Annotated in this window: 21 protein-coding genes; 16 read left to right on the top strand and 5 right to left on the bottom strand. The window is 66.9% G+C overall.

Translation table 11 applies throughout. From position 1 onward, the window contains the following. The 5 genes from AB7U46_RS15400 to AB7U46_RS15380 form a co-directional block, all read left to right on the top strand. The coding region (locus AB7U46_RS15400; protein WP_428337868.1) for a glycine cleavage T C-terminal barrel domain-containing protein at window positions 1–2,287 on the top strand (2,287 nt) is incomplete at its 5' end. After that, window positions 2,280–2,846 carry a sarcosine oxidase subunit gamma gene (locus AB7U46_RS15395; RefSeq protein WP_428337867.1) on the top strand — a complete coding sequence of 189 codons (567 nt, stop codon included), beginning with the start codon at window positions 2,280–2,282 and terminating at the stop codon, window positions 2,844–2,846. The genes AB7U46_RS15400 and AB7U46_RS15395, both read left to right, overlap by 8 nt. Then, window positions 2,843–3,730 (top strand): bifunctional methylenetetrahydrofolate dehydrogenase/methenyltetrahydrofolate cyclohydrolase FolD, encoded by an 888-nt coding sequence (gene folD, locus AB7U46_RS15390; RefSeq protein WP_428337866.1) that lies wholly within the window; start codon window positions 2,843–2,845, stop codon window positions 3,728–3,730. Before AB7U46_RS15395 ends, folD begins: the two co-directional genes overlap by 4 nt. Window positions 3,731–3,810: 80 nt before the next feature. Continuing rightward, on the top strand, window positions 3,811–4,695 hold the full coding sequence (gene purU, locus AB7U46_RS15385; protein ID WP_428337865.1) for a formyltetrahydrofolate deformylase: 885 nt from the start codon (window positions 3,811–3,813) through the stop codon (window positions 4,693–4,695). A 329-nt stretch (window positions 4,696–5,024) separates the two neighbouring features. Further along, complete coding sequence (locus AB7U46_RS15380; protein WP_428337864.1) at window positions 5,025–5,750, top strand: FadR/GntR family transcriptional regulator; 726 nt, start codon at window positions 5,025–5,027, stop codon at window positions 5,748–5,750. Here AB7U46_RS15380 and AB7U46_RS15375 read toward each other — a convergent pair. Further along, on the bottom strand, window positions 5,707–7,026 hold the full coding sequence (locus AB7U46_RS15375) for an ABC transporter substrate-binding protein (RefSeq protein ID WP_428337863.1): 1,320 nt from the start codon (window positions 7,024–7,026) through the stop codon (window positions 5,707–5,709). The two genes, AB7U46_RS15380 and AB7U46_RS15375, sit on opposite strands and share 44 nt — an antisense overlap. 173 nt (window positions 7,027–7,199) lie before the next feature. On the opposite strand from AB7U46_RS15375, the gene AB7U46_RS15370 reads away from it, so the two are divergent. The 8 genes from AB7U46_RS15370 (at window position 7,200) to AB7U46_RS15335 (ending at window position 16,529) form a co-directional block, all read left to right on the top strand. Next, a complete protein-coding gene (locus tag AB7U46_RS15370; protein WP_428337862.1) occupies window positions 7,200–8,543 on the top strand; it encodes an NAD(P)-binding domain-containing protein in 1,344 nt (447 codons plus the stop codon). Between the two features lie 61 nt (window positions 8,544–8,604). Next, a complete protein-coding gene (locus tag AB7U46_RS15365; protein ID WP_428337861.1) occupies window positions 8,605–10,974 on the top strand; it encodes a DUF1989 domain-containing protein in 2,370 nt (789 codons plus the stop codon). 111 nt (window positions 10,975–11,085) lie between these two features. Beyond that, window positions 11,086–12,465: an ammonium transporter gene (locus AB7U46_RS15360; protein WP_428337860.1), complete on the top strand. Its 1,380-nt coding sequence runs from the start codon at window positions 11,086–11,088 to the stop codon at window positions 12,463–12,465. A 26-nt stretch (window positions 12,466–12,491) separates the two neighbouring features. Further along, on the top strand, window positions 12,492–12,671 hold the full coding sequence (locus tag AB7U46_RS15355; RefSeq protein ID WP_428337859.1) for a hypothetical protein: 180 nt from the start codon (window positions 12,492–12,494) through the stop codon (window positions 12,669–12,671). Window positions 12,672–12,736: 65 nt separating this feature from the next. After that, window positions 12,737–13,873 (top strand): aminomethyltransferase family protein, encoded by a 1,137-nt coding sequence (locus AB7U46_RS15350; protein WP_428337858.1) that lies wholly within the window; start codon window positions 12,737–12,739, stop codon window positions 13,871–13,873. Between the two features lie 59 nt (window positions 13,874–13,932). Further along, on the top strand, window positions 13,933–14,535 hold the full coding sequence (locus AB7U46_RS15345; protein ID WP_428337857.1) for a dimethylamine monooxygenase subunit DmmA family protein: 603 nt from the start codon (window positions 13,933–13,935) through the stop codon (window positions 14,533–14,535). After that, window positions 14,532–15,479: a PDR/VanB family oxidoreductase gene (locus tag AB7U46_RS15340; protein WP_428337856.1), complete on the top strand. Its 948-nt coding sequence runs from the start codon at window positions 14,532–14,534 to the stop codon at window positions 15,477–15,479. The genes AB7U46_RS15345 and AB7U46_RS15340 overlap by 4 nt, the downstream gene beginning before the upstream one ends. A 9-nt stretch (window positions 15,480–15,488) precedes the next feature. Next, a complete protein-coding gene (locus AB7U46_RS15335) occupies window positions 15,489–16,529 on the top strand; it encodes a heme-dependent oxidative N-demethylase family protein (protein ID WP_428337855.1) in 1,041 nt (346 codons plus the stop codon). A gap of 47 nt (window positions 16,530–16,576) precedes the next feature. On the opposite strand, the gene bioB is transcribed toward AB7U46_RS15335, so the two are convergent. The 4 genes from bioB to AB7U46_RS15315 form a co-directional block, all read right to left on the bottom strand. Beyond that, window positions 16,577–17,551, bottom strand: a complete 975-nt coding sequence (gene bioB, locus AB7U46_RS15330; RefSeq protein WP_428337854.1) for a biotin synthase BioB — start codon at window positions 17,549–17,551, stop codon at window positions 16,577–16,579. Further along, window positions 17,548–18,105 carry a biotin transporter BioY gene (locus AB7U46_RS15325; protein WP_428337853.1) on the bottom strand — a complete coding sequence of 186 codons (558 nt, stop codon included), beginning with the start codon at window positions 18,103–18,105 and terminating at the stop codon, window positions 17,548–17,550. The genes bioB and AB7U46_RS15325 overlap by 4 nt, the downstream gene beginning before the upstream one ends. 84 nt (window positions 18,106–18,189) lie before the next feature. Next, window positions 18,190–18,858, bottom strand: a complete 669-nt coding sequence (locus AB7U46_RS15320) for a GntR family transcriptional regulator (RefSeq protein ID WP_428337852.1) — start codon at window positions 18,856–18,858, stop codon at window positions 18,190–18,192. 144 nt (window positions 18,859–19,002) lie between these two features. Next, window positions 19,003–19,902, bottom strand: coding sequence for a LysR family transcriptional regulator (locus tag AB7U46_RS15315; RefSeq protein ID WP_428337851.1), 900 nt, complete (start codon window positions 19,900–19,902; stop codon window positions 19,003–19,005). A gap of 141 nt (window positions 19,903–20,043) precedes the next feature. Here AB7U46_RS15315 and AB7U46_RS15310 point away from each other — a divergent pair, with 141 nt between their 5' ends. The 3 genes from AB7U46_RS15310 (at window position 20,044) to AB7U46_RS15300 (ending at window position 24,714) form a co-directional block, all read left to right on the top strand. After that, on the top strand, window positions 20,044–20,766 hold the full coding sequence (locus tag AB7U46_RS15310) for an isochorismatase family protein (RefSeq protein WP_428337850.1): 723 nt from the start codon (window positions 20,044–20,046) through the stop codon (window positions 20,764–20,766). Between the two features lie 78 nt (window positions 20,767–20,844). Next, window positions 20,845–22,923, top strand: coding sequence for a hydantoinase/oxoprolinase family protein (locus AB7U46_RS15305; protein WP_428337849.1), 2,079 nt, complete (start codon window positions 20,845–20,847; stop codon window positions 22,921–22,923). A gap of 18 nt (window positions 22,924–22,941) precedes the next feature. After that, window positions 22,942–24,714 carry a hydantoinase B/oxoprolinase family protein gene (locus AB7U46_RS15300; RefSeq protein WP_428337848.1) on the top strand — a complete coding sequence of 591 codons (1,773 nt, stop codon included), beginning with the start codon at window positions 22,942–22,944 and terminating at the stop codon, window positions 24,712–24,714. Window positions 24,715–24,883: the final 169 nt, after the last annotated feature.

Below are 24,883 nucleotides of genomic sequence, written 5' to 3'. Positions count from 1 at the left end.
GATGGACTGGGTCGCCTCGGTCGAGGCCGAATTCGCCAGCCTGCCGAACCTGCGCGTGATGCGCCGCACCACCGTTTTCGGCGCCTTCGACCACGGCATCTTCGGCGCGGTCGAGCGCGTCTCCGACCACCTCGCCGAGCCGGGCAATTCTGTGCGCCAGACGCTCTGGCGGATCACCGCGAAGCGCACCGTGCTTGCCGCCGGCGCGACCGAGCGGCACATCCCCTTCGCCAACAACGACCGGCCGGGGATCATGCTCGCCGGCGCGATGCGCGCCTATGCGAACCGCTGGGCGGTGAGCCCCGCGCAGACCGTCGCGATCTTCACCAGCGGTGACGACGGCCACCGCACCGCGCTCGATCTGAGCGCGAAAGGCGTCACCATCGCCGGCGTGATCGACACCCGCGCCGATGCGAAAGCCCTTGGCAAATATCCGCTTTTCGCGGGCGCGGTGGTCAGCGACGCGAAGGGGCGCTTGGGCTTAGAACGCATCGCCGTCACCCGCGAGGGGCAGACGAGCTGGCTCGAGGTCGGCGCGCTCGGCGTCGCCGGTGGCTGGAACCCGAACGTGCATCTCGCCTCGCATCACCGCGGCCGGCCGCTCTGGGATGACGCGGCGCAGGCCTTCCTGCCCGAACCGGGCGCCGTGCCGGGCCTCACCGCCGCGGGCGCCGCCGCTGGGCAGGGGACGACCGCCGCTGCGCTCGCCTCGGGTGCCGCAGTGGCGCAGGCTGCGCTCGCCGAGCTGGGCATCAGTGCAGGCCTGCCCGATCTGCCGCGCGCCGAGGATGCGCCGCAGCGCCAGGCCGCCTTCTGGCATGTGCCGGGCAAGGGCCGCGCCTGGGTCGATTTCCAGAACGATGTCACCGTGAAGGACATCAAGCTCGCGCATCTGGAGAACATGCGTCCCGTCGAGCATCTGAAACGCTGGACGACGCTGGGCATGGCGACCGATCAGGGCAAGACCGCCAACGTCACCGCGCTTGCCGTGATGGCGGAACTGACCGGCAAGACGATCCCGCAGACGGGCACCACGATCTTCCGCCCGCCCTATACCGGCGTGGCACTTTCGACGCTGGGCAATGGCGACACCGGCACCCATTTCCGCCCGCGCCGCCTGACGCCGACGCATGAATGGGCGAGCGCGCAGGGCGCCGTCTTCGTCGAGGTCGGCCAGTGGATGCGCGCGCAATATTTCCCCCGCAAGGGCGAGACCACCTGGCGCGAGACCGTCGATCGCGAGGTACTCGCCACCCGCGCGGGCGTCGGGCTTTGCGATGTCACCACGCTCGGCAAGGTCGATGTGCAGGGCGCGGATGCGGGCGAATTCCTCAACCGGGTCTATGCCAACGCCATGGCCTCGCTGAAGGTCGGCATGGTGCGCTATGGCCTGATGCTGCGCGAGGATGGCCACGCCTATGACGACGGCACCTGCGCGCGGCTCGGCGAGGATCACTACGTCGTCACCACGACGACGGCGCAGGCCGGCCCCGTCTATCGCCACATGGAATTCTGCCGCCAGTGCCTCTGGCCCGAGCTCGACGTGCAGCTGATCTCGACGACCGACGCCTGGGCGCAGATCTCGGTCGCGGGGCCGAACGCGCGCAAGCTGCTCGAACGGGTGGTGGACGGGTTCGACCTTTCGAACGCGGCCTTCCCCTTCATGGCCTGTTCCGAGCTCACCGTCTGCGGGGGCTTGCGGGCGCGGCTCTTCCGGATCTCCTTCTCGGGGGAACTGGCCTATGAAATCGCGGTGCCGGCGCGCTATGGCAATGCGCTGATGGCGCGGATGATCGAGCTTGGCGCCGATCTTGGCGCCACCCCCTACGGGACCGAGGCGCTCGGCGTTCTGCGCATCGAAAAGGGCCATGCCGCGGGCAATGAGCTGAACGGCCAGACCACCGCGCAGATGCTTGGCATGGGCAAGATGGTGTCCACGAAGAAGGACGCGATCGGCGCGGTGATGAGCCGGCGCGAAGGGCTGCTCGCCGAAACCCGCGTCCTCGTCGGGCTGCAGCCGGTCGATCCGGCCCAGCCGGTCACCGCCGGTTCGCACCTTTTCGCGCAAGGGGCCGTGCAGAAGACCGAGACCGATCAGGGCTGGATCACCTCCGCCTGCTATTCGCCGCATGTCGGCTCGATGATCGGGCTTGGCTTCCTCACCGATGGCGCCGCCCGGATGGGCGAGGTCATCACCGCGGCCAACCCCTTGCAAAATCAGCAGATCGCGCTGCGCGTGGTCCCGACCCATTTCGTCGATCCCGAAGGAGGACGTCTCCGTGACTGACCTGTCCCCGATCCCCGCGCTCGGCGGTTCGACCGCGCGCATCACGAAGATCGGCGCGCTCACGCTCGCCGAGAACGCGGGCCTCGGCCTTGCTTCGCTCGCGCTGCGGCGTGGCGGCGCGCAGCCGGTGCCGATGGGCCTCGCGCTGCCGGGCCCCGGGCTCTGGCACGCCGGCAACGGCATCGCCGCCTTCTGGACCGGCCCCGGGCAATGGATGCTCGAGGGCGCGGACCGCGCCGAGGAGGATTTCGCCCGGGCCGTGAAACTCGCCGCGCCCGAGTGCTCGGTGACCGAGCAGACCGACGGTTTCGTCGCGCTCGAGGTGGTTTCCTCCGCCGGCGCCGCGCCGATCGAGCGGCTCTGCGAAAAGCTGGTGAACGTCGATCTCGGCCGCTTCGGCCCGGGCTCGGCGACCCGCACCGGGCTGCATCACATGACGGTTTTCGTGATCCGCCGGGCCGAGGATCGGCTGGCGCTGATCGGCATGCGCACGCTGGCCGGCGCGCTCTGGCACGCGGTGGAAAGCGCCGCGCAACATCTTGAAGGAACGGGGAAATGACCGCGACGATCATCGACGGGAAGGCGTTTGCGGCCAAGGTTCGGGCGCAGGTCGCCGAACATGTGGCGGCGCTGAAAGGGCAGGGGATCACCCCGGGTCTTGCGGTGGTGCTGGTCGGCGAAGACCCGGCCTCCGAGGTCTATGTCCGCAACAAGGGCAAGCAGACCGTCGAGGTCGGCATGAATTCCTTCGAGCACAAGCTGCCGGCGGAGACGTCCGAGGCGGAGCTGCTCGCGCTGATCGCGACGCTCAACGCCGATCCGGCGGTGCATGGCATCCTCGTGCAGCTGCCGCTGCCGGCGCATCTGAACAGCGATCTGGTCATCAACGCGATCGACCCCGCGAAGGACGTCGACGGGTTTCACATCTCGAACGTCGGCCTCCTCGGCACCGGGCAGAAGGCGATGGTGCCCTGCACGCCGCTTGGCTGCCTGATGATGCTGCGCGATCATCTGGGCTCGCTCAGTGGCCTCAATGCGGTGGTCGTCGGTCGCTCGAACATCGTCGGCAAGCCGATGGCGCAGCTGCTGCTCGGCGACAGCTGCACGGTGACGATCGCGCATTCGCGCACGAAAGACCTCGGCGCGGTGTGCCGCGGTGCGGATATTCTGGTCGCTGCCGTGGGCCGGCCCGAGATGATCCCGGGCGACTGGGTGAAGCCGGGCGCGACGGTGATCGACGTCGGCATCAACCGCATCGAGCGCGACGGCAAGAAGAAGCTGGTGGGCGACGTCGATTTCGCCTCGGCCGTGGAGGTCGCCGGAGCGATCACCCCGGTGCCGGGCGGCGTCGGCCCGATGACGATCGCCTGCCTTTTGGCGAACACGCTCACGGCGTGCTGCCGCGCCAATGGATTGCCCGAGCCCGAAGGGCTCACCGCCTGAGATCAAAGACCTTCACCCGCGCTTGGGAGAGCGCATCCCGGCCTTGGCCGAACCAACAGTCATACCGACGGGAGACCGAAATGACCCAGTACTGCCTCACTGTCACCTGCCCGACGAAGCGCGGCATCGTCGCCGCGATCTCGACCTACCTCGCCGAGCAGGGCTGCAACATCACCGACAGCTCGCAATTCGACGACAGCCTGACCGGCCGCTTCTTCATGCGGGTGAGCTTTGCCTCGCAGGAGGGCAAGGACATCGCCGCGCTGGAGAAGGAATTCGCGGCGACGGCCAAGGCCTTCGACATGGTCGCGAAATTCCATGACGAAGCCGAGAAGATGAAGGTCATCATCATGGTGAGCCGCTTCGGCCATTGCCTGAACGACCTGCTCTATCGTTGGCGGATCGGCGCGCTGCCGATCGACATCGTCGCGGTGATCTCGAATCACATGGATTATCAAAAGGTTGTGGTGAACCACGACATCCCCTTCCACTGCATCAAGGTGACGAAGGAGAACAAGCCGCAGGCCGAGGGCGCGATCATGCAGGTCGTGCGCGACACCAAGGCCGAGCTGATCGTTCTGGCGCGTTACATGCAGATCCTGTCGGATGAGATGTGCCGCGAGATGTCGGGGCGGATCATCAATATCCACCATTCGTTCCTGCCGAGCTTCAAGGGCGCGAACCCCTACAAGCAGGCCTATGAGCGCGGCGTGAAGCTGATCGGCGCGACCTCGCATTATGTGACGGCGGATCTCGACGAGGGCCCGATCATCGAGCAGGACACGATCCGCGTCACCCATGCGCAATCGGCGGATGACTATGTCTCGCTTGGCCGCGACGTGGAAAGCCAGGTGCTGGCGCGGGCGATCCACGCCCATATCCACCGCCGCGCCTTCCTGAACGGCAACAAGACGGTGGTCTTCCCGGCCTCGCCCGGCTCCTATGCCTCGGAACGGATGGGGTGAGCGCCGGTCTGCGGTAAACCGCAGACGCGCCGCTCCAGTGGAGCGGTGCGAGGCGCGAACGCCCGGAGCGCAAGCGAAGGGCCGGGTGCCTTGCGGCGAACGCCCGGGCCCTTCTCGTCCCGCGAGGGGGGCGCTGCCCCCCGCTTCGCTCCCCCCGGAGTATTTCGACCAAGAAAAAGCTGCTTTCTTCTTGGCAGAAACATTCCGGGGGAGACTGCGGCGCAGCCGCATAAGCGGGCAGCGCCCCTTGCTGCGCTTTGTATCTTGGTTATCCCTGCGGGGCTCGTTATCCTTGACCGACCGTTCAAGTTCGCACCAAGGAATTTCCCGTGCCCCCTCCTTCCGGCCGTGTCCTCCTCGCGCCTCAGGGCGAGCCCGTCGTCGGTGCGACGGTGCAATATGTGATCGACACGCTCAGCACGCGCATCGTTTCGGGGGAATATGGTGTCGATGAACGTCTCCCCTCCGAGCGCCAGCTCGCGCAGGATCTGGGCGTCGCGCGCAACACGGTGCGCGATGCGCTCGATCAGCTCGAGGAGCGCGGCATGATCCGGCGGCGTGCGGGGTCGGGCTCCTTCGTGACCTATGATCCGAACGGCGGGCAGGCGGCGGCCTCGCCCGTCGCGGCGGAGACCGGGCCCTTGCAATTGCAGGTCGTGCGCGGGATCTTCGAGCCGGAGATGGTGCGGCTCGCGATCATCAACATGCCGCCGCGCGCGATCGAGGCCTTGGGCCAGACGCTTTCGCAGATGGAGGCGGTGCAGGCCGATGCCGGCGCCTTCGTCCGGCTGGAGGAGGAATTCCACCGCCAGATCGCCGAGGGCACGGGCAATCCGCTGCTCATCGCCTGTTACGGGCTGGTGATCGACGCGCGGCGGCAAAGTTTCCGCGGCGCGATGTATCGCCGGCACCTGACGCCGAACCGGATCGCCACCTATCAGCGCGGCTACAACGCGCTTTTCAACGCGATCGCGGCGCGCGACATCGAGGCGGCGAGCGAATTCATGAAGCTCACTCTGATCGAGGATCAGAAGCTCCTGATGCAGGAAGATTGATCCGGCGCCGGCGCGGCGCGGGGCGCAGGCGCTGGTGCCACATCTGGCCAAGCGCTTCGAGGTGATGGGCAAGGCGGGGGCCATGCGCCTCGAGCCAGCCGAGCACCGAACCGAAGGCGACGATCTTCGCGCGCCCGCCCTCGATCCGCACCACCGGCCAGTCGCCGACGAGCGCATTGTCGATGCCGAAGACCTCGCCCCCCCACCAGCGCGCCGGGCCGAAGGCATGCGGCATCACCTGGGAGCGCTTCATCGCGGCAAGCACGGTGGCCGGTTCGGTCGTCTCCGCGCTTTCGACCGCGGCATGCCAGAGATCGAGGATCGAGGCATATTCCCAGCTCACCGCCGTCCATTCGCCGGGGAAACGCTCGTTATAGGCGGCAAAGAACGCCTCGGGCCGGCGGAAGAAAAACGCGGTGTCGGCGAGCGCCGGATCGTCGAAGTCGGGGAACTGAAAGGTATAACGCGCCATGAACTCGGGCGAGGTTCGCGCGATCATCTGCGGGTAATCGTCGGCGGTGCAGGCGAGGATCTCGCCGGTGAAGCCTTGCGCATGCGCCGCCTCGGTCAGCGCGCGCATCATCGGCGGGGCGGAGGAGCACCAGCAGAGCACGTCGGGGTCGTCGGCGAGCATCGCGCGCACGATCCCCGCGGCGTCGGTTTCCTCGGGCGCATAGCGGATCTCGCGGATCATCTCGCGCCCGGCGACCTCGAAGGCGGCGCGATAGACGGCGAGCGAGGGCAGGCCGAGCCGGTCGGTCTGCGAGCAAAGCGCGACGCGCCGCGCGGCGGGGCGGTGCTGCGCCAGCCACTCGACCCCGGTCACGTTGAAGAGCGGATGCACCTCGGCCGGCGCGATCAGATAGGGGGTGTCGGGCGAGAGGTCCGAGGGCAGCAGCGTCGCCACCAGCACCTTCTGCGCCATCAGCCAGGGCAGGGCGGGGGCGAAGCTGTCGCCGCCGAGCGTCAGGATCAGCCGGCAGCCGAGCCGCTCGACCAGCTCGCGCGCGGCCTCGCGGGTGGCGGTGGGAGAGGCGGCGGAATCGCGCGCCACGATCTCGATCGGGTAGCGCCGCCCGCCCACCATCAGCCCGCCGCGCGCATTGAGTCCCTCCGCCCAGAGCCGGCAGCCGTCGAGGCCGGGGCGGCCCCAGGATTCCTCCGGTCCGGAGAGCGGCGTGAGAAAGCCGATCCGCACCGGCGCGCGCGTTCGCACCCCGAGTCGGGGCAGGGAACCAGTTACCGCGAGACGCTGTGCGAATGACGTTCTGCTCATATTTTGATCTATAGCCCTTTTTCAACAGGCTGGAATGCCGAAAAATGCGGTGAAGGAATATTCCGCACAGGAAAAATTGTTGACCCGCAGGAGTGTGAGTCGCCCTTATTGGTTCATGCCGAAGGAACCAGTTGCACAATCTGGTCCAAACCGGATCGAACAGGGAGACTACCATGACCAAACGTGTTGCCATCATCGGTGCCGGCCCCTCGGGCCTTGCCCAGCTCCGCGCCTTCCAGTCCGCCGCGCAGAAAGGCGCCGAGATCCCCGAGATCGTCTGCTTCGAGAAGCAGGAGACCTGGGGCGGGCTTTGGAACTACAGCTGGCGCACCGGCACCGACAAGAACGGCGAGCCGATCCACGGCTCGATGTATCGCTACCTCTGGACCAACGGTCCGAAGGAGGGGCTCGAATTCGCCGATTATTCCTTCGAGGAACATTTCGGCAAGCAGATCGCCTCCTACCCGCCGCGCGCGGTGATGGTCGACTATATCGAGGGCCGCGTGAACAAGGCCGGCGTGCGCGGCTGGATCCGCTTCAACACCGTGGTGCGCTGGATCGAGTTCGACGAGGAGGCCGGGGATTTCACCGTCACCGTGCACGACATGGAGAAAGACCATGTCTACAAGGAGCGCTTCGATCACGTGATCGTCGCCTCGGGGCATTTCTCCTCGCCGAACGTGCCGGAATACCCCGGGTTCGACCAGTTCTACGGCCGCATCGTCCACGCCCATGATTTCCGCGACGCGCGCGAGTTCGAGGGGCAGGATGTGCTGATCGTCGGCTCCTCCTATTCGGCCGAGGACATCGGTTCGCAATGCTGGAAATACGGCGCGAAGACGGTCACCTCCTGCTATCGCTCGGCGCCGATGGGCTTCAAATGGCCCGACAACTGGGAGGAAAAGCAGGGCCTCGTCCGCGTCGAGGGCAAGACCGCCTATTTCAAGGACGGCACGTCGAAGCATATCGACTCGATCATCCTGTGCACCGGCTACAAGCATTACTTCCCGTTCCTGCCCGACAGCCTGCGGCTGAAGACGGCGAACCGGCTCGCGACCGCCGACCTCTACAAGGGCGTCGTCTACGTCAACAATCCGAAGATGTTCTACCTCGGCATGCAGGACCAGTGGTTCACCTTCAACATGTTCGACGCCCAGGCCTGGTATGTCCGCGACATCATCCTGGGCCGGATCGAGGTGCCCGCCGACAAGCAGGCGCTGATCAGTGATGTGGCCGAGCGCGAGGAACGCGAGGAGGCCTCGGACGACGTCAAATACGCGATCAAATACCAGGGCGAATACGTCAAGGAACTGATCGCCGAGACGGATTACCCGTCCTTCGACGTCGACGGCGCCTGCGCGGCCTTCTTCGAATGGAAGCACCACAAGGCGGAAAACATCATGACCTTCCGCAACCACGCCTACAAGTCGGTCATCACCGGCACGATGGCGCCGACGCATCACACGCCGTGGAAAGATGCGCTCGACGACTCGATGGAAGCCTATCTGGCGAACTGAGCGTCCCTCCCCTGTCGGGGGGCCTCGGCCCCCCGCTTTTTCGCTTTCAAGGAACGATCGGATGCTTCTGCCTCCCGACACTCTCTTTCGCGCGGGTCCGCCGCAGGCGACGCGGCTGCGCCGGCCGGCGGCCTATGGGCTCGGCCCCGCCGAGGAGCGCCACCAGGTCCGCGGCGGCGGCGCGCTGGTCGTCACGCTCTCAGTCGGCGACCGGATCGAGGTGGTGAATGACGAGGGCGGCCAGCGCTGCGAACTCGTCGCCGCCCATCCCGACGGGCGGGTGGATTGCGGGCTGCTCGGCTGGCGCGGCGACGTGCCGGCGGAGGGGCTGCGCGCGCTGCTCGCCTCGGGCGAGGCCTCGCTTTCAAAACTGCGCCGCGCGCTTGAGCTGCGCCAGATCGACGTCGCGCAGGCGCAGGCGATCGGCCTTTTCGGCGCGGCCTCCCGCGCCGGAGAGGCGGTGAGCTTTGCCGCGCAGGGGCCGGGCTTCGCCATCGTCTGCGCCCCGGGCGGCGCGATGGATTTCGAGGCGCAGGACACCGCGACCCCGCTCACCGTAAAGATCACTCGCGCCACGGCGCGCCCCGCGGGACGCTTCGCGCTGCCCGATCCGCTTGCCGATCCGCTGCTCGACCTGCGGGTGAAATCGGCCACCGCCGAGGCCTATGTCGTGAAGGCGGGCGAGTTCATCCAGATCATCGACGTCGACGGCCGGCAATGCACCGATTTCCAGTGCTTCGACGCGCGCAAGCTTGACCGCGGGCTGCAAAAGCCGCTCGACGTCACCACCACCCGCACGCTGATGGGCCATGCCTATCCGAACCCGGGGCTGCATGCGAAATATTACGACGACGATTTCACCCCGCTCGTCGAGGTGATCCAGGATACCTGCGGGCGCCACGACGCCTTTGCCATGGCCTGTTCGTCAAAATATTACGACGAGATCGGCTATCCGGGCCATGCGAACTGCTCCGACAATTTCAACACCGCGCTCGCCGGCCATGGCGTGACCCCGCGCGCGGGCTGGATGGCGGCGAATTTCTTCTTCAACACCGGGATCGACGCGCATGGCGTGCTGGTCGCGGACGAGCCCTGGTCGCGGCCGGGCGACTATGTGCTGATGCGCGCGCTGACCGATCTCGTCTGCGTGTCGTCGGCCTGCCCGGACGACACGTCCTCGGCCAATGGCTGGGATCTCACCGACATCCATGTGCGCAGCTATGGCGCGGGCGAGCGGTTCTCGCGCGCCTCGGCCTGGCGCCCAACCCCCGACGCGGAGCCGATCATGACGCGCGAGAGCGCCTTCCACGAGAATTTCGCCGCGCTGACCCGCGATTTCGTCGAATACCGCGGCTTCTGGCTGCCGAATTCCTTCCCCGAATGCGATCCGGTGGAAAGCTACTGGGCCGCGCGCGAGGGCGTAGTCGCGATGGATCTGTCCGCGCTGCGCAAGTTCGAGGTGACCGGCCCCGACGCCGAGGCGCTGATGAACTGGGTGCTGACCCGCGACGTGACGAAGCTCGGCCATGGCCAGGTCGTCTATTCGGCGATGTGCTACCCGCATGGCGGCATGATCGACGACGGCACGCTGTTCCGGCTCGGCGCGCAGAACTTCCGCTGGATCGGCGGCTCGGACGAGGGCGGCGTCTGGATGCGCGAGGAGGCCGAGCGCCTCGGCCTCAACGTGATGATCCGCTCCTCGACCGATCAGATGCACAATCTCGCCGTGCAGGGGCCGCGCTCGCGCGAGCTGATGTGCGAGATCATCTGGACCGCGCCGCATCAGCCCGCGCTGGCCGATCTCGGCTGGTTCCGCTTCACCGTGGGCCGGATCGGCGGGCCCGAGGGGGTGCCGGTGGTGGTGTCGCGCACCGGCTACACCGGCGAGCTTGGCTATGAGATCTTCTGCCATCCGAAACACGGGAAAACCGTGTTCGAGGCGGTCTTCGGCACCGGTGCCAGATACGGCATCAAGCCGATGGGGCTCGCCGGCCTCGACCTGTGCCGGATCGAGGCGGGGCTGGTCTTCGCGGGCTACGATTTCTCGGACCAGACTGATCCCTATGAGGCGGGCATCGGCTTCACCGTGCCGCTGAAATCGAAAACCGCCGATTTCGTCGGGCGCGACGCGCTTCTGCGCCGCAAGGAAACCCCCGCGCGCAAATTTGTCGGCCTCAAGATCGAGGGGCAGGAGCCGGTCTATCATGGCGATTGCCTCCGGATCGGGCGCGCCCAGGTGGGCGAGGTCTGCTCGGCGATGCACAGCCCCCGCACCAACCAGTGGATCGCGCTTGCCCGCATCGACGTCGCCCATGCCGAACCCGGCACCGCGGTCGAGATCGGCAAGCTCGACGGGCATCTGAAGCGGATCGCGGCGCGCGTCGCGCCCTTCCCGCATTACGACCCGAAAAAGGAACGTCCGCGCTCGTAAGGGCGCGGGGCCGGGACGGGAGACCCGGCCGAAGGCCCCCGGGAAACCGGGGTGGGAGGCAAAAAAACGGGGAAAAACAGCCCCTTCCACAAAAAACAGGGAGTTTTGGACGTGGAACAGGACTTGGCAACTCTGGCGGCGACAGTCGCCGAACTGAAGGCGAAGGCGGCCGCCACCGGCACCACCTTCTCCGAAACCTTCTACTTTCTCACGATCCCGCTCATGGTGCTGATCCATGTCGGGTTCCTCGCCTATGAGATGGGCGCCTCGCGCTCGAAGAACGCGCTGGCCTCGGGCATCAAGAACATCCTCGCCTTCGCGATGATCGTGCCCTTCTTCTACTTCGCCGGCTGGTGGATCTACTGGGCCTTCCCGACGGGCTTCGACCTTTCCGCGGGGCCGGCCGGCATCTCCGGTTTCGACTATGCGAATGCAGTCGCTGCGCCCTGGTCGGCGCTGATGGGGCCGAACCTCGACGACCGGTCGAACGGCGTGTTCTGGGGCGCCTTCGTGATGTTCGCGGCGACCACCGCCTCGATCCTCTCGGGCGCGCTGATCGAGCGCATCCGTCTGACCGGCTTCGTCGTTCTCGCGACGGTGCTCGGCGGTTTCATCTGGATCCTCGCTGCCGCCTGGGGCTGGCATGCGGATGGCTGGCTGGTCACCAAGTTCGGCTATCATGACTTCGGCGCCGCCGGTGTCGTGCACCTGATCGCCGGCGCCTTCACGCTGGGCGTGGTCATCAACCTCGGGCCGCGCATCGGCAAGTTCAACGCCGACGGCACCGCGAATGCGATCCCCGGCCACTCGATGCCGATGACGCTGGTCGGCCTGATGCTGATCATCGCCGGTTTCTGGGGCTTCCTGATGGGCTGCGTGATCGTCCCGGGCGAGGCCTGGTCCTGGTCGACTTCCTCGTTCAACACGATCTACGGCACGCCGATGACCCTTTCGGGCATGACCTTCAACACGCTGATGGGCATGGCCGGCGGCATCATCGGGGCCTGGATGATCACCCGCGATCCGTTCTGGATGATGTCCGGCGCGCTTGGCGGCATCATCTCCTGCGCGGCGGGGCTTGATCTGTGGTATCCGCCGATGGCCTTCGCGATCGGCTTCTTCGGCGCGGCGACGATGCCCTTCGTCTCCTCCTTCGTCGAGAAGATGAAGATCGACGACGCGGTCGGCGCGGTGGCGGTGCACATGTATCTCGGCTTCTGGGGCGTGATCGTCGTCGGCATCGCGGCGCAGGGCTACCCGGCGCTGTCGGGGGCGAGCACCGTCGACACCTCCTTCGTCGGGCAGCTCGTCGGCGCGCTGGTGATGATCGCGCTCGGCTTCATCCCGGGCTACGGGCTCTCGCTCTTCCTCAAGGCGATCGGCCAGCTGCGGGTGCCGGCCGAAGCCGAGATCCTCGGCCTCGACAAGACCAAGGTTCCCGCCGAGGCCTATCCCGAAGCGCTCCATCCCACCGTCACCCCGGCCGAATAAGCCACTGATCTGAAAAGGAAACCATCATGGAAGCACCTTTCACCACCCATAGCTGGGACGGCATCACCGGGGCGATCTACGCGGGCTACGGCAATTCGGAATTCTTCTGGATCGCGCTTTGCTACCTCTGCGTGCTTGTCGCCGTGATCCTCGGCTGGCGCCATGAGAAGCACGCCTATGAGGCGGCGAAAAAGGCCGGGCACTGAGCCTGACCGCCGCGGGCGATTGCGCCCGCGGCTCCCCCAACGACTGACAGGACAAGGAAACGAACATGACCGCATCTTGGAGATTTTCGACGCTGGCCGACCGGCACCGCGCGCTCGGCTCCGCGCTGGAAGACTGGAGCGGGATGGGCACCGCCTGGTCCTACGACGGCGATCCGCTCGCCGAATACATGGCGATCCGGACGAAGGCCGGGTTGATGGATGTCTCGGGCCTGAAGAAGGTCCATATCACCGGGCCGGCGGCGTCGCACGTCATCGACCGCGCCACCACGCGCAACGTCGAAAAGCTGATGCCGGGGCGCGCCGTTTACGCCTGCATGCTCAACGACGCGGGCAAGTTCGTCGACGACTGCGTGATCTACCGCACCGGGCCGAACGCCTTCATGGTCGTGCATGGCTCGGGCCAGGGCTTCGAGCAGCTGACGATGGCCGCGAGTGGCCGCGACGTCTCGATCCGCTTCGACGACAATCTGCATGACCTCTCGCTGCAGGGGCCTTTGGCGGTCGATTTCCTCGAGAAATACGTGCCGGGCATCCGTAATCTGAATTATTTCAGCCACATGGGCACCTCGCTTTTCGGCGTGCCGGCGATGATCTCGCGCACCGGCTACACCGGCGAGCGCGGCTATGAGCTGTTCGTGCGCGGCCAGGACGCGCCGATGGTCTGGGACCGCATCCTCGAAGAGGGCGCGGCGATGGGCATCATCCCCTGCCGCTTCACCACGCTCGACCTGCTGCGGACCGAGAGCTATCTGCTCTTCTTCCCCTACGACAATTCGGAAATGTATCCGTTCGAGGATGAGCCCTGCGGCGACACGCTCTGGGAGCTGGGCCTCGATTTCACCGTCTCGCCCGGCAAGACCGGTTTCCGCGGCGCCGAGGAGCATTACCGCCTCAAGGGCAAGGAGCGCTTCAAGATCTGGGGCCTCAAGCTCGAGGGCAAGGTGCCGCCGGAGAACGGCGCGCCGGTGCTGAAGGACGGCGTCAAGATCGGCGTCGTGACCCAGGCGATGTATTCGCCGCTCAACGACTGGACCGTCGCCATCGCCCGCCTGCCGGTCGATTGCGCGGTCGAGGGCATGCCCCTCACCGTCGAGAGCACCGAGGCCGGCACGATCGGCGCGGTGACCTCGCCGATGCCCTTCTTCGACATCGACAAGAAGCGCCGCACCGCCAAGGGCTGACGCGAAACGGGCAGGGGCGGCATCAGATCGCCCCGCCCAGACCCAACAGGAAGCATGCCATGCCGCGCACCGAATTCTCCCCTTCGATCACGTCGCGTCCGGTCTATTCCGGGCTTACCCCGCAGGGCGCCACCCCCGCGATCATCCTTGCCGAAGGGCCGGGCGCCGAGGCGATCCTTGACCTCGCCGCCCAGGATGCCTCGGTGCTGGATCTCGCGCATCTGATCTACATTCCCGCGGGCCATGACGCCGGCCCCCGCCTCGCCGCGCTTGGCGCGAAGATGTATCGCGAGGCGCCGAGCTATGCCTCCGCGATCGAGCGTTATCGCAAGGCGCTGGCCGATGCCCGGATGGGCACGCAGCTTTACCTCGCCGGTTCCGAGGGGATGATCGGTCAGGCCGTGGCCGAGGCGCTTGCCACCGGCCTGCCGCCCGAGGCGATCCAGACCGAGCACCGCGGCACGATCGCGCGCCGGATGCAATGCGTCCACTGCAAGGGCGTGACCGAGAATGTCACGACCGACCCCTTCGTCTGCGCGCATTGCGGCCTCACCCTCTTCGTGCGCGACCATTTCTCGCGCCGCCTCGGCGCCTTCCAGGGCGTCTGCGTCGATGCCGAAACCCCCGGCATCGTGCCCGAAGTGCAGGAGATCAAACCATGACCAGCCGCATGCTGCGCGTGAGCGCGATCGAGAAACTCTCGCCCCTCGTCACCCGGTTCCGGTTCGAAGACCCGGAGGGCGCGGTGCTGCCGCTTTTCTCTGGCGGCGCGCATGTCGTCGTGGAAATGCCGGATGCCGGCGTTCTGCGCCGCAACGCCTATTCGCTGATCTCCGATCCGCTCGACGGTTCGGGCTATGAGATCGCGGTGCGGCGCGAGGACGGCGGTCGCGGCGGCTCGAAATTCATGCACACGCAGGTCGCCGAGGGCGATCTGATGCGCATTTCCGCCCCGGTGAACCTGTTTTCCCTCGATCTGCGCGCGAAGAAGCATGTGCTGATCGGCGGCGGCATCGGCATCACGCCGTTCCTCGCGCAGCTCAAACAGCTCGCGCGCCTGCAGATGCCCTTCGAGCTGCATTACGCCGCGCGGAGCCGCGCCGAGGCCGCCGCGCTTGCCCTGCTGCCCGCCTCGCCGCAGGTGCATGTGCATATCTCGGAAGAGGGCAACCGGATGGATCTGGGCGCCGTGCTCGGCAATCAGCCGCTTGGCACCCATGTCTATACCTGCGGCCCCGAGGGGCTGATCGAGGCCGTGGCCGAGACCGGCGCACGGCTCGGCTGGCCGAAATCGGCGCTGCATTCGGAGGTCTTCATGGCGCCGCCGCCCGGCGCGCCCTTCGAGGTCACGCTCGCGAAATCGGGCCGCAAGATCACCGTCGAACCGCATCAGAGCCTGCTCGAGGCGCTGGAGGCGGCCGAGGTCGAGGTCGAATGGATGTGCCGCGGCGGCGCCTGCGGCCGTTGCGAGACCGGGGTGAAATCCTGCCACGGCACGATCGAGCACCACGACCACTGGCTGAGCGACGAAGAACACGCAAGCCAGGAAAAAATCATGCCCTGCGTTTCGCGTTTCAAGGGCGAAACCCTCGTTCTCGACCTCTAGGAGGCACGGATGACCATCCAGTTCCACGACGAAACCTTCCGCGACGACTACACTTTCCACAACTCGCCCGAGGGGATCCGGCGCTTCCCGTTCCCCTTCGACCAGGACAGCTACATGTATTCGGTCAACCTGGAGCCGCATGCGGGCGGCAAGGCCGGATCGCCCTTCGAGAAACGTTTCGACGTCGATGAGCATTACGTCGCCGAGATGCGCGACCGGGCGATCACCCTCGCCGAAGACCCGCTGCGCTGCCAGTCGCTGCCGCATATGGAGCTTGCCGGCTGGGATTTCCTCGAACTGGTGATGACCTCCAAGGCCGAGGATTACCCGGAGCTTTTCACGCTCAACCGCGACGGTGACCGCTGGCACTGGATCAACCGCCCGCTGGGCATCGAGCAGCGCTTCACCTTCCTCGACGCGACCACGCTGCCCTGCGGGCCGATGGAATACATCACCCGCCAGACGCAGGGCGATCACGCGCTCCTCGATCAGCGCGACGGCAACCTCTGGATGGATGCCGGCATGGTGACGTCGCAGGCCGACTGGTCGCTCGATTTCGACATCGGCATGAACTTTTTCGAATGGCACGCGCCGGTGCCGAAGGCGCATGAGATGGGCGTGTTCCAGCGTGCGCTGAAGTTCCTTCTGAACCTGCAGCAGGGTGCGCCCTCGCGGCGGCTGAACTGGACGATGACGGTGAACCCGCGGCTTGATACCTCGCCCGAGAACTACCACAAATGGGGCCCGGAAAAGCGCACGATCACCCCGGCGACGGTCGGCTCGAAGCAATATCTGCGCGTCGAGCTGCAGACGCTGTGGCGGCTGCCGCGCTCGAACGCGATCGCCTTCCCGATCCGCTGCTACCTCTGCTCGCTCGAGGATATCGCGACGGTGCCGAAATGGGGCCGGCGGCTGCATCGCGTGCTGCGCGACCTGCCCGACGAGCTGGCCGAATACAAGGGCTTCGCGGTGAACCGCCCGGTGATCCTCGACTATCTGGCGCAGTTCGACGACGGGGCGGAAACCTCGCCCGGTATCTTCCCGGACTGATCTGCCCGCGCGCCCGGGCGGGGTCTCCCGCCCGGGCCCGATCTCGCCTATTCCGCCGCCTCCCGGGCGCGGGGCTGCGCGGGCGCGACATGCAGACCAAGCCGCGCCAGCAGATCCTGATCCTTCCAGGCCGCCGGGTTGTCGGTGGTCAGCAGCTGATCGCCGACGAAGATCGAATTCGCCCCGGCCAGGAAGCACAGCGCCTGCAGCTCGTCGCTCATCCCCGTGCGCCCGGCCGAGAGGCGCACGACCGAGGCGGGCATCAGGATCCGCGCCAGCGCGACCGTGCGCACCAGCGCGATGGGATCGACCGGCTGCGCGCGGCCCTGCACCGGCACGCCCTCGATCTCGTTCCAGAGGTTCACCGGCACGCTGTCGGGATGGGCGGGCAATGTCGCCAGCGTCACCAGCATGGCGATGCGGTCCTCTTCGGCCTCGCCCATGCCCAGAATGCCGCCGCAGCAGACCTTGATGCCACCCTTGCGGACCTGCGCGACGGTGTCGAGGCGGTCCTCCATCGTCCGGGTGCTGGCGATCTGCGCGTAATAGGCGGGCGAGGTGTCGATGTTGTGGTTGTAGAAGTCGAGCCCCGCCGCCTTCAGCCGTGCGACCTGATCGGGGCTGAGCATGCCGAGCGTCATGCAGGTCTCGAGCCCGAGATCGGCGACGCCCCGCACCATGTCGCAAAGCTTGTCCATGTCGCGGTCCTTGGGGCTGCGCCAGGCGGCGCCCATGCAGAACCGCTGCGCGCCGGCGGCCTTGGCGCGCCGCGCGGCGGCCAGAACCGCGGCGCTGTCCATCAGCTTCGTGGCCGTCACCCCGGTCTCGTGATGGGCCGATTGCGCGCAATAGCCGCAATCCTCGGGGCAGCCGCCGGTCTTGATGCTGAGCAGGCTCGCCGTCTCGATCGCGGTCGGGTCGAAATACGCGCGGTGCAGCGTCTGGGCGCGGTGGATCAGCTCGGGGAAGGGCAGGGCGTGGAGCGCCCGCGCCTCCGCCATGGTCCAGTCGGTGCGGATCATTGCACGCGTCCCGTGAGGCGCGCGAGCCCGCCGGCGAGGCCCGAGGCCAGCGCGAGCTTGACCAGATCGCCGAGGATGAAGGGGGTGAAACCCGCGGCGAGCAGCTTCGGCGCCGGGACGTAAAGCGCGAGCCAGGCGAGGCCCGCGGCATAGACCACGGCAAGCCCCGCGGCCATCGCCAGGAAGCGCCCGATCATCCCGCGGCCCTGCGCCAGCCCGCCGCTCAGCCCGGCCGCGACGAGGTAGCCCGCGAGGTAGCCGCCCGTCGGCCCGACCATATAGGCCAGCCCGATGCCGCGTTCGGGCGTGCCCGAGAACACCGGCAGCCCCAGCGCGCCCGCCCCGAGATAGGCCGCCATCGCCGCCAGTCCGAGCCGCGGGCCAAGGGTCGCGGCGACGAAGAACACCGCCAGCGAATGCAGCGTCATCGGCACCGGCCAGAACGGGATCTGCACCTTGGCGCCGAGGGTGATCAGCAGCGCGCCGCCGAGCGCGAGCCCGAGGCCACGTCCGAGCGCTGCGGCACGGGGCAGGGAGGGGTCGAGAAATGCCATGGGTCTGTCCTCCGAAGATAGGCATCGAATCTATCTATAATTACGGCGGCGCAGTGCGGATGTGGCAATCTGGATTATAGATAATTATCCCGGAATCTCGTAAGTCTCTCGCGGGTCAGCATTTTTGGCCGAGGTCTTGCGCTTGCCGATCCAGCCCACATGGCGCGCGAGCGTGGCGCAGGCGAGCTCGGTCTGGCCCTTGCGCAGGGCGTCCAGAATGGCGCGGTGATCGTGGTCGGTGCGCGCCTCCCAGTCCCGGCGCCAGGCGGCGAAAAGGAAGCGGGCGCTTGCCGCCTGCAGGTCGTCGATCGTCCGCAGCAGTCGCGGCATCCGACAGGGCGCGAGGATCAGCCGGTGGAAATGGCGGTTCGCCGCCTCCCAGTCGCGGACCGTGTCGGCGCTGTCTCCGTGGCGCGTAACCTCTTCCGCTTCCTGAAGAATACTGCGCGTCAGGTTGGCGGCGGCATGGCGCAGCGCGAGGCTTTCGAGGCTGGAGCGCATCTCGGCCACTTCGCGCAGCTCGGTCACGTCGAAGTCGGTGACGCGAAAGCCGCGCCGCGGTTCGCTTTCGGCCAGGCCCTGGGTCTGCAACTCGCGGAAGGCCTCGCGCACGGGGACATGGCTCGCGCCGAACTCGGTGGCGATGTGGTCCTGCCGCAGCCGGGTGCCGGGCGGGATCTCGCCCGAGATGATGCGGTCGGCGAGGGCACGGGCGATGCGCGCGGACTGGGTTTCTTCCGGGGTGTGTTTCATGAATTATAGATAATTCAGATGGCGCCGCCTGTCGATGCCCCTATCCGTCTGCCCTGTCTTTTCCTGCAACGGGATCGCCTGACGGGATCCTGTCCCCGGGGCGTTTGGGCCGGTGCCTTGGCTTCGATCCGATCGCGGCCGCGCTCAGCGCAGCGGGGGCAGGGTCTTGGCGATCTCGACGAAGCTGCGCACCTGCTCCGAGCGGTTCGAGCGCCGCCAGGCCAGCACCGTACGGCTGCGGAAATTCGGGTGGATGATCGGCCGCGTCTCGACGCTCTTGCCGAGAAAGCCGATCAGGCTTTCGGGGTAGATCGTGACGCCGAGCCCCGCCGCCACCAGCCCGATCAGCGCCAGCGTCGTCGAGGCCTCGAGCTCGACGTTCAGCGTGATCCCCTCGTAGCTGAGCATTTCGGTCAGCCGCCAGCGATATTCCTCCCAGTCGCGGCGGTCGCCGAGGATGATCCTCTGCCCGGCCAGATCCTGCGGCGTGATCGAATAGCGCCGCAGCAGTTCGTGGTTGCGCGGCGTGACCACATAGAGCAGCTCCGACGACAGGAGCACGCTGTGGAAATCGGGGTGCTCGAACGGGCCGATCAGATAGCCCACGTCGATCTCGTCATGGGCCAGCGCAAGCTTTTGCTTTTGCGTGCTGATGTAGCGCAGCGAGACGTCGATTTCGGGGGCATGGCGGCGAAAACGCGCCACCGCCTGCGGCATCAATTCGGTCGCCGCAAACGCCATATAGCCGATTCTCAGATGCCCCGCCTTGCCCTGCGCGACCCGGCGCGCGGTCTGCACCGCGATCTCGTGCTGCGCGACGAGCTGCGCGTTGTCGCGGAAATAGCTCATTCCGGCGGGCGTGAGGGAAACCTCGCGCGTGGTCCGCTCGAAGAGCTTAAATCCCAGCGATTGTTCGAGTTTCTGAATGCGGCGGGTGAGCGCCGACTGGTCGATGTTCAACCGTTCCGCGCTGCGGCGGAAGTTCAGCTCCTCCGCCACGACGACGAAGGAATGGATCAGTTCGAAGCCGAGATCGGTGCTCATGGGGGTATTGATGCAAATTGCGCAATAACAATTGGGAACATACCAATTCATTCCATCGGGTCCAGTGTGGAAATTGGGGGCAGGCGGGTGCTTCCGCCAAGGCTCAGCCGGGGCGCGAAGCCCCGAAGACAGGAGAGACAGATGAGCGACCTCGACCCCAAGGAACTCGACCGCCTGCTCAAGCAGGCATTCGCCGCGGCGACCAAGCTTTACCAGGAGCGCGGCTTCCAGCGCCGCGTCGGCTTCGGCAAGCGCCCGGCGCTGGTCAGCGTCGACCTCGCCAATGCCTGGACGCGCCCGGGCAACCCTTTCACCTGCGATCAGGACAAGATGGATGAGGAAATCATCCCCGGCATGCAGCGCCTGCTGACGGCCTTCCGCGCCGCGAAGCTGCCGGTCGTGCATGTCACCACCGCCTATGAGATCACCGACCGCGACGCGCCCTTCACCGACATGGGCCTGTGGCACAACAAGATCCCGATCGACGTGGTGAACCTGAAGGACAAGGAGCTCTGGGCGATCGACAGCCGCATCGCGCCGGTCGAGGGCGAATATACGCTTCTGAAAAAGCGCGCCTCGGCCTTCCACGGCACCGGGCTGGGCGGCATCCTGCGTTCGGCGGGGGTCGACACGATCCTGGTGACCGGCGTGACCGCCTGCGCCTGCGTGCGCACCACGCTTTGCGACGGGCTCGCCGACGGCTTCCGCACCATCGCGGTGCGTGAATGCATCGGTGACCGGGTGCCGGGCGTCGTCGATTACAACCTCTTCGACATCGACGCCAAATTCGCCGATGTGGAAAGTGTCGACACCTGCGTGTCCTATATCGAAACCCTCGGCAAGCAGGCGATCGCGGCCGAATGACCGACCGGCCCGCGGGTGCTGCCTGCGGGCCTTCCCTTTCAGAGCCGGCGCCAGACCGGCACGCAACAGGAGAGACCAATGACCAGGATTGGCGTGGATGTCGGCGGCACCAACACGGATCTCGTGCTGGAATGCGAGGCGGGCATCTTCTATCACAAGGTGCCCACGACGCTGAAGAACCAGTCGATCGGCGTGGTCGAGGGCGTGCTGGAGATCTGCCGCCGCGCGGGCATCGCGCCGCAGGCGATCGAGACCGTCGTGCACGGCACCACCACCGCGACCAATATCACGATCGAGCACAACGGCTCGGAATGCGGCATGCTGACGACCGAGGGGTTTCGCGAAATCCTGCATATCGGGCGCCACAAGCGGCCCTCGAACTTCTCGCTGCATTTCGACGTGCCCTGGCAGAGCCAGCCGCTGGTCAAACGCCGCAACCGCATCGCCGTGCGCGAACGCATCGCCGTGCCCTCGGGCGAGATCGACGTGCCGCTCGACGAGGAGGCGGTGCGCGCGGCCTGTGCGCTGTTCCGCAAGCGCGGGATCCATTCGGTGGTGATCGGCTTCATGTTCTCCTTCCTCAACGATGCGCATGAGCGCCGCGCGAAGGAGATCGTGCTCGAGGAAATGCCCGAGGCCTATGTCACGCTGTCCTCCGAAGTGGCGAAGGTGATCCGCGAATACGAGCGCTTCTCGACCGCGGCGATGAATTCCTATGTCGGGCCGAAGACCGCCTTCTATCTGCGCGACCTCGAAGCCCGGCTGCAATCGGCGGGCATCCACTCGAAGCTGCGCATCATGCAGTCGAACGGCGGCGTGTCCACCGTCGACGCCTGTGCACGCCGGCCGATCCACATCCTGATGTCGGGCCCGGCCGGTGGCGTGATCGGCGGCGCGTCGGAGGGCACGATGGCGGGCGCGCCCAATATCATCACCGTCGATATCGGCGGCACCTCGGCCGATATCTCGACCATTCCGGGCGGCGCGGTGAAGGTGATGAACCCGCGCGACACTTTCGTTTCGGGGCACCCGGTGCTGGCGCCGATGATCGACATGGTGACGATCGGCGCGGGCGGCGGTTCGGTCGCCTATATCGACGAGGCGGGCGGTTTTCAGGTCGGCCCGCGCTCGGCGGGGTCCGAGCCGGGGCCGGCCTGTTATGGCCGCGGCGGCGTGGAGCCCACGGTGACCGATGCGCAGGTGGTGCTGGGCCGGCTCGACCCGGACATGGCGCTTGGCGGCGATCTGCAGCTCGACGCCGCGCTCGCGCGCAAGGCGGTCGAGGAAAAGATCGCGATCCCGCTCGGGCTCAGTGTGACCGAGGCGGCGCTGGGGATCATCCGCATCATCAACAACAACATGGCGCTTGCGATCCGTTCGAATTCGGTCGCGCGCGGCATGGATCCGCGCGACTTCTCGATCATGCCCTTCGGCGGCGCGGGGCCGCTGCATGGCGTGGCGCTGGCCGAGGCGATGAGCGCGAAGGATGTGATCGTGCCGGTGGCGCCGGGCATCACCGCGGCCGTCGGCCTGCTGAAGAGCGATCTGCGCTATGAGCACACCGATGCGGTGATCCTCGAACTCACGAAGGCCGGGCAGGGCGCGCTCGACCGCGTCAACGCCATCGCCGCGGCGCTGCGCGAACGGGTGCAGGGGGAGCTTGATGCCGACGGTATCGCGCGGGATGCTCAGATGATCGAGATCGTCGCCGAATGCCGCTATGCCGGGCAGGGCTTCGAGCTGCGCGCCGAGATGCCCGAGGGCGCGCTGACCGAGGCGAACAAGGCGCAGGTGATCGAGAGCTTCCACGCGCGCCACGACCTCGACTACGGCTATGCCTATCCGAAGGCCGAGGTCGAGCTGATCACCCTGCGCGCCATCGGTTCGGCCGCGGCGCGGCGCATGGAGGTGCCGCCGATCGCGCGCACCGATGGCACCAGCCCCGAGCGCGCGCGGATGTTCGTGCGGCCCACCACCTTCGACGACGGCCGCACGCTCGAAACGCCCCGCTACGACCGGCGCAAGCTCTTTGCCGGTGATCGCGTGGAAGGCCCCGCGATCCTCGTGCAGCACGATTCCACCACCCTCGTCCCGCCCGGCTATGTCGCTGAGGTGCTGGACTACGGCAACACCCGCGTTCGCGCGCTGACGCTCTGAGAGGTTGAGATGAACAAGATGAGCAAGACCACATTCGAAGTCGATCCGATCTCGCTGCAGGTGATCCGGGGCGCGCTGGAAACCATCGCCGAGGAAATGGGCCATGTGCTGTATCGCATGTCGTTTTCCTCGATCATCCGCGAAAGCCAGGATCTGGGCGCGGGGCTCTTCGATCTCAATTACAACACGCTTTGCGAGTCGGAATCGACGCCGATGCACATCGGCTCGATCCCCGCCTATCTGCGCGGCATCGAGGAAACGCTCGAAGACGGCACCTGGCACGAGGGCGACGTGGTGGTGCACAACCACCCTTATTACGGTGCCTCGCACACGCCCGACCTCGCCATTGTGGTGCCGGTGTTCCTCGAGGGGCGGCTGATCGGCTTTGCCGGCAATACCGCGCACCATGTCGATATCGGTGCCGCGACGCCGGGGCTGATCATCGACGTGCCCGACGTCTTTGCCGAGGGGATGCTCTTCGCGGGGACGAAGCTTTATCGCAAGGGCGAGGCGAACGAGGCGATCTGGAACTACATCCGCCGCAATTCGCGCGCCGCGCAGCAGCTCGTCGCCGATATCGAGGCGCAGGTCGCCTCGGCGCGGCTCGGCGCGAAGCGCTTCGTCGAACTCGTGCAGAAATACGGCGAGGAGACGGTCTTCACCGCCGCCAATCAGCTGATGGACTATGCCGAGCGGATGATGCGCCAGCGCATCGCGTCGATCCCGGACGGCGAATACAGCGCCGAGGGCTGGCTCGACGATGACGGGCGCAACCGCGACCGGCAGCTCAAGGTGAAGGTCACGGTGCGGGTGGCGGGCGACGGGCTCGAGGTCGACCTCACCGGTTCGGCCGATCAGACGCCCACCGCCTATAACGTGCCCTTCGAGGGCTCGACCAAGGTCGCCGCCTATGCCGCCTTCCGCAAGCTCCTGCTCGACGTCGCCACCTCCGAGGCGCGGGTGCCCTCGAACGAGGGCTCGTTCCGCCCGATCAAGGTGACCGCGCCCTTGGGCTCGATCTACAACCCGCGGTTCCCGGCCTCGGCCGAGGCGCGCTTCACCCAGTGCAACCGGATGATCGACCTGATCATCCACGCGCTCGCCCCGGTGATGCCGGAAACGGTGATCGCCGGCTCCTCCGCCTCGATCAGCTTTGCCGCCTATTCGGGCGTGCGGCCCTCGGGCGATTACTGGGTGTTCCTCGAGGTGAACGAGGGCGCCTATGGCGGGCGGCCGCGCTCGGACGGGCCCGACAGCATCGACAACCTGATGGCGAACACCCGCAACAACCCGCTCGAAGACCTCGCGATGCATATCCCGATGATCTGCGACCGCTATGAGCTGCGCGACGACGAGCCCTGCGGCGCGGGCGAGTTCCGCGGTGGCATCGGCGTGGTGAAGGCGCAGCGGCTGCTCACGCCCGGCTTCATCACCCATGAATCGGAGCGCCACACCGATGCGCCCTGGGGCATCTTCGGCGGCACCGAGGGCGCGGTCGGGCGCTGCACGATCCACAATGCCCAGGGCGGTGAAGTGAAGGACATGCCGTCGAAATTCTCCGGCCTCGCGGTCGCGGCGGGGGACGTCATGACCTATTACAGCCCGAATGGCGGCGGCTATGGCGACCCGCTCAAACGCCCCGCCCGCAAGGTGCTCGACGACGTGCTCGACGGGTTCTGCTCGGTCGAACGCGCGCGCGAGGTCTATGGCGTGATCGTCGATCTCGAGGCCGAGACCGTCGACATGGCCGCGACCGAGGCCGCCCGCGAAGCAATCCGGGCCGCGCGCTAGCGGCCCGTCTCCCCAAACGGCCCGCAAGAGGCCGACACCCCAACATCGCAACAAGGAGACAGCCATGACCATGGCCGACAAGGCGGGAGATTTCTCGCCCGGAAGAACTGCGCTCATCGAAGAGTCGCTCTTGCCCACCACCCTCGAACCACGCTCCATCGGCATGTGG

The sequence above is a fragment of the Paenirhodobacter sp. genome (assembly GCF_050177655.1).
Classification (GTDB): Bacteria; Pseudomonadota; Alphaproteobacteria; order Rhodobacterales; family Rhodobacteraceae; genus Rhodobacter.
Note: the sequence above shows the minus strand (reverse complement) of the source record. Positions and strands in the feature narration are given on the sequence as shown.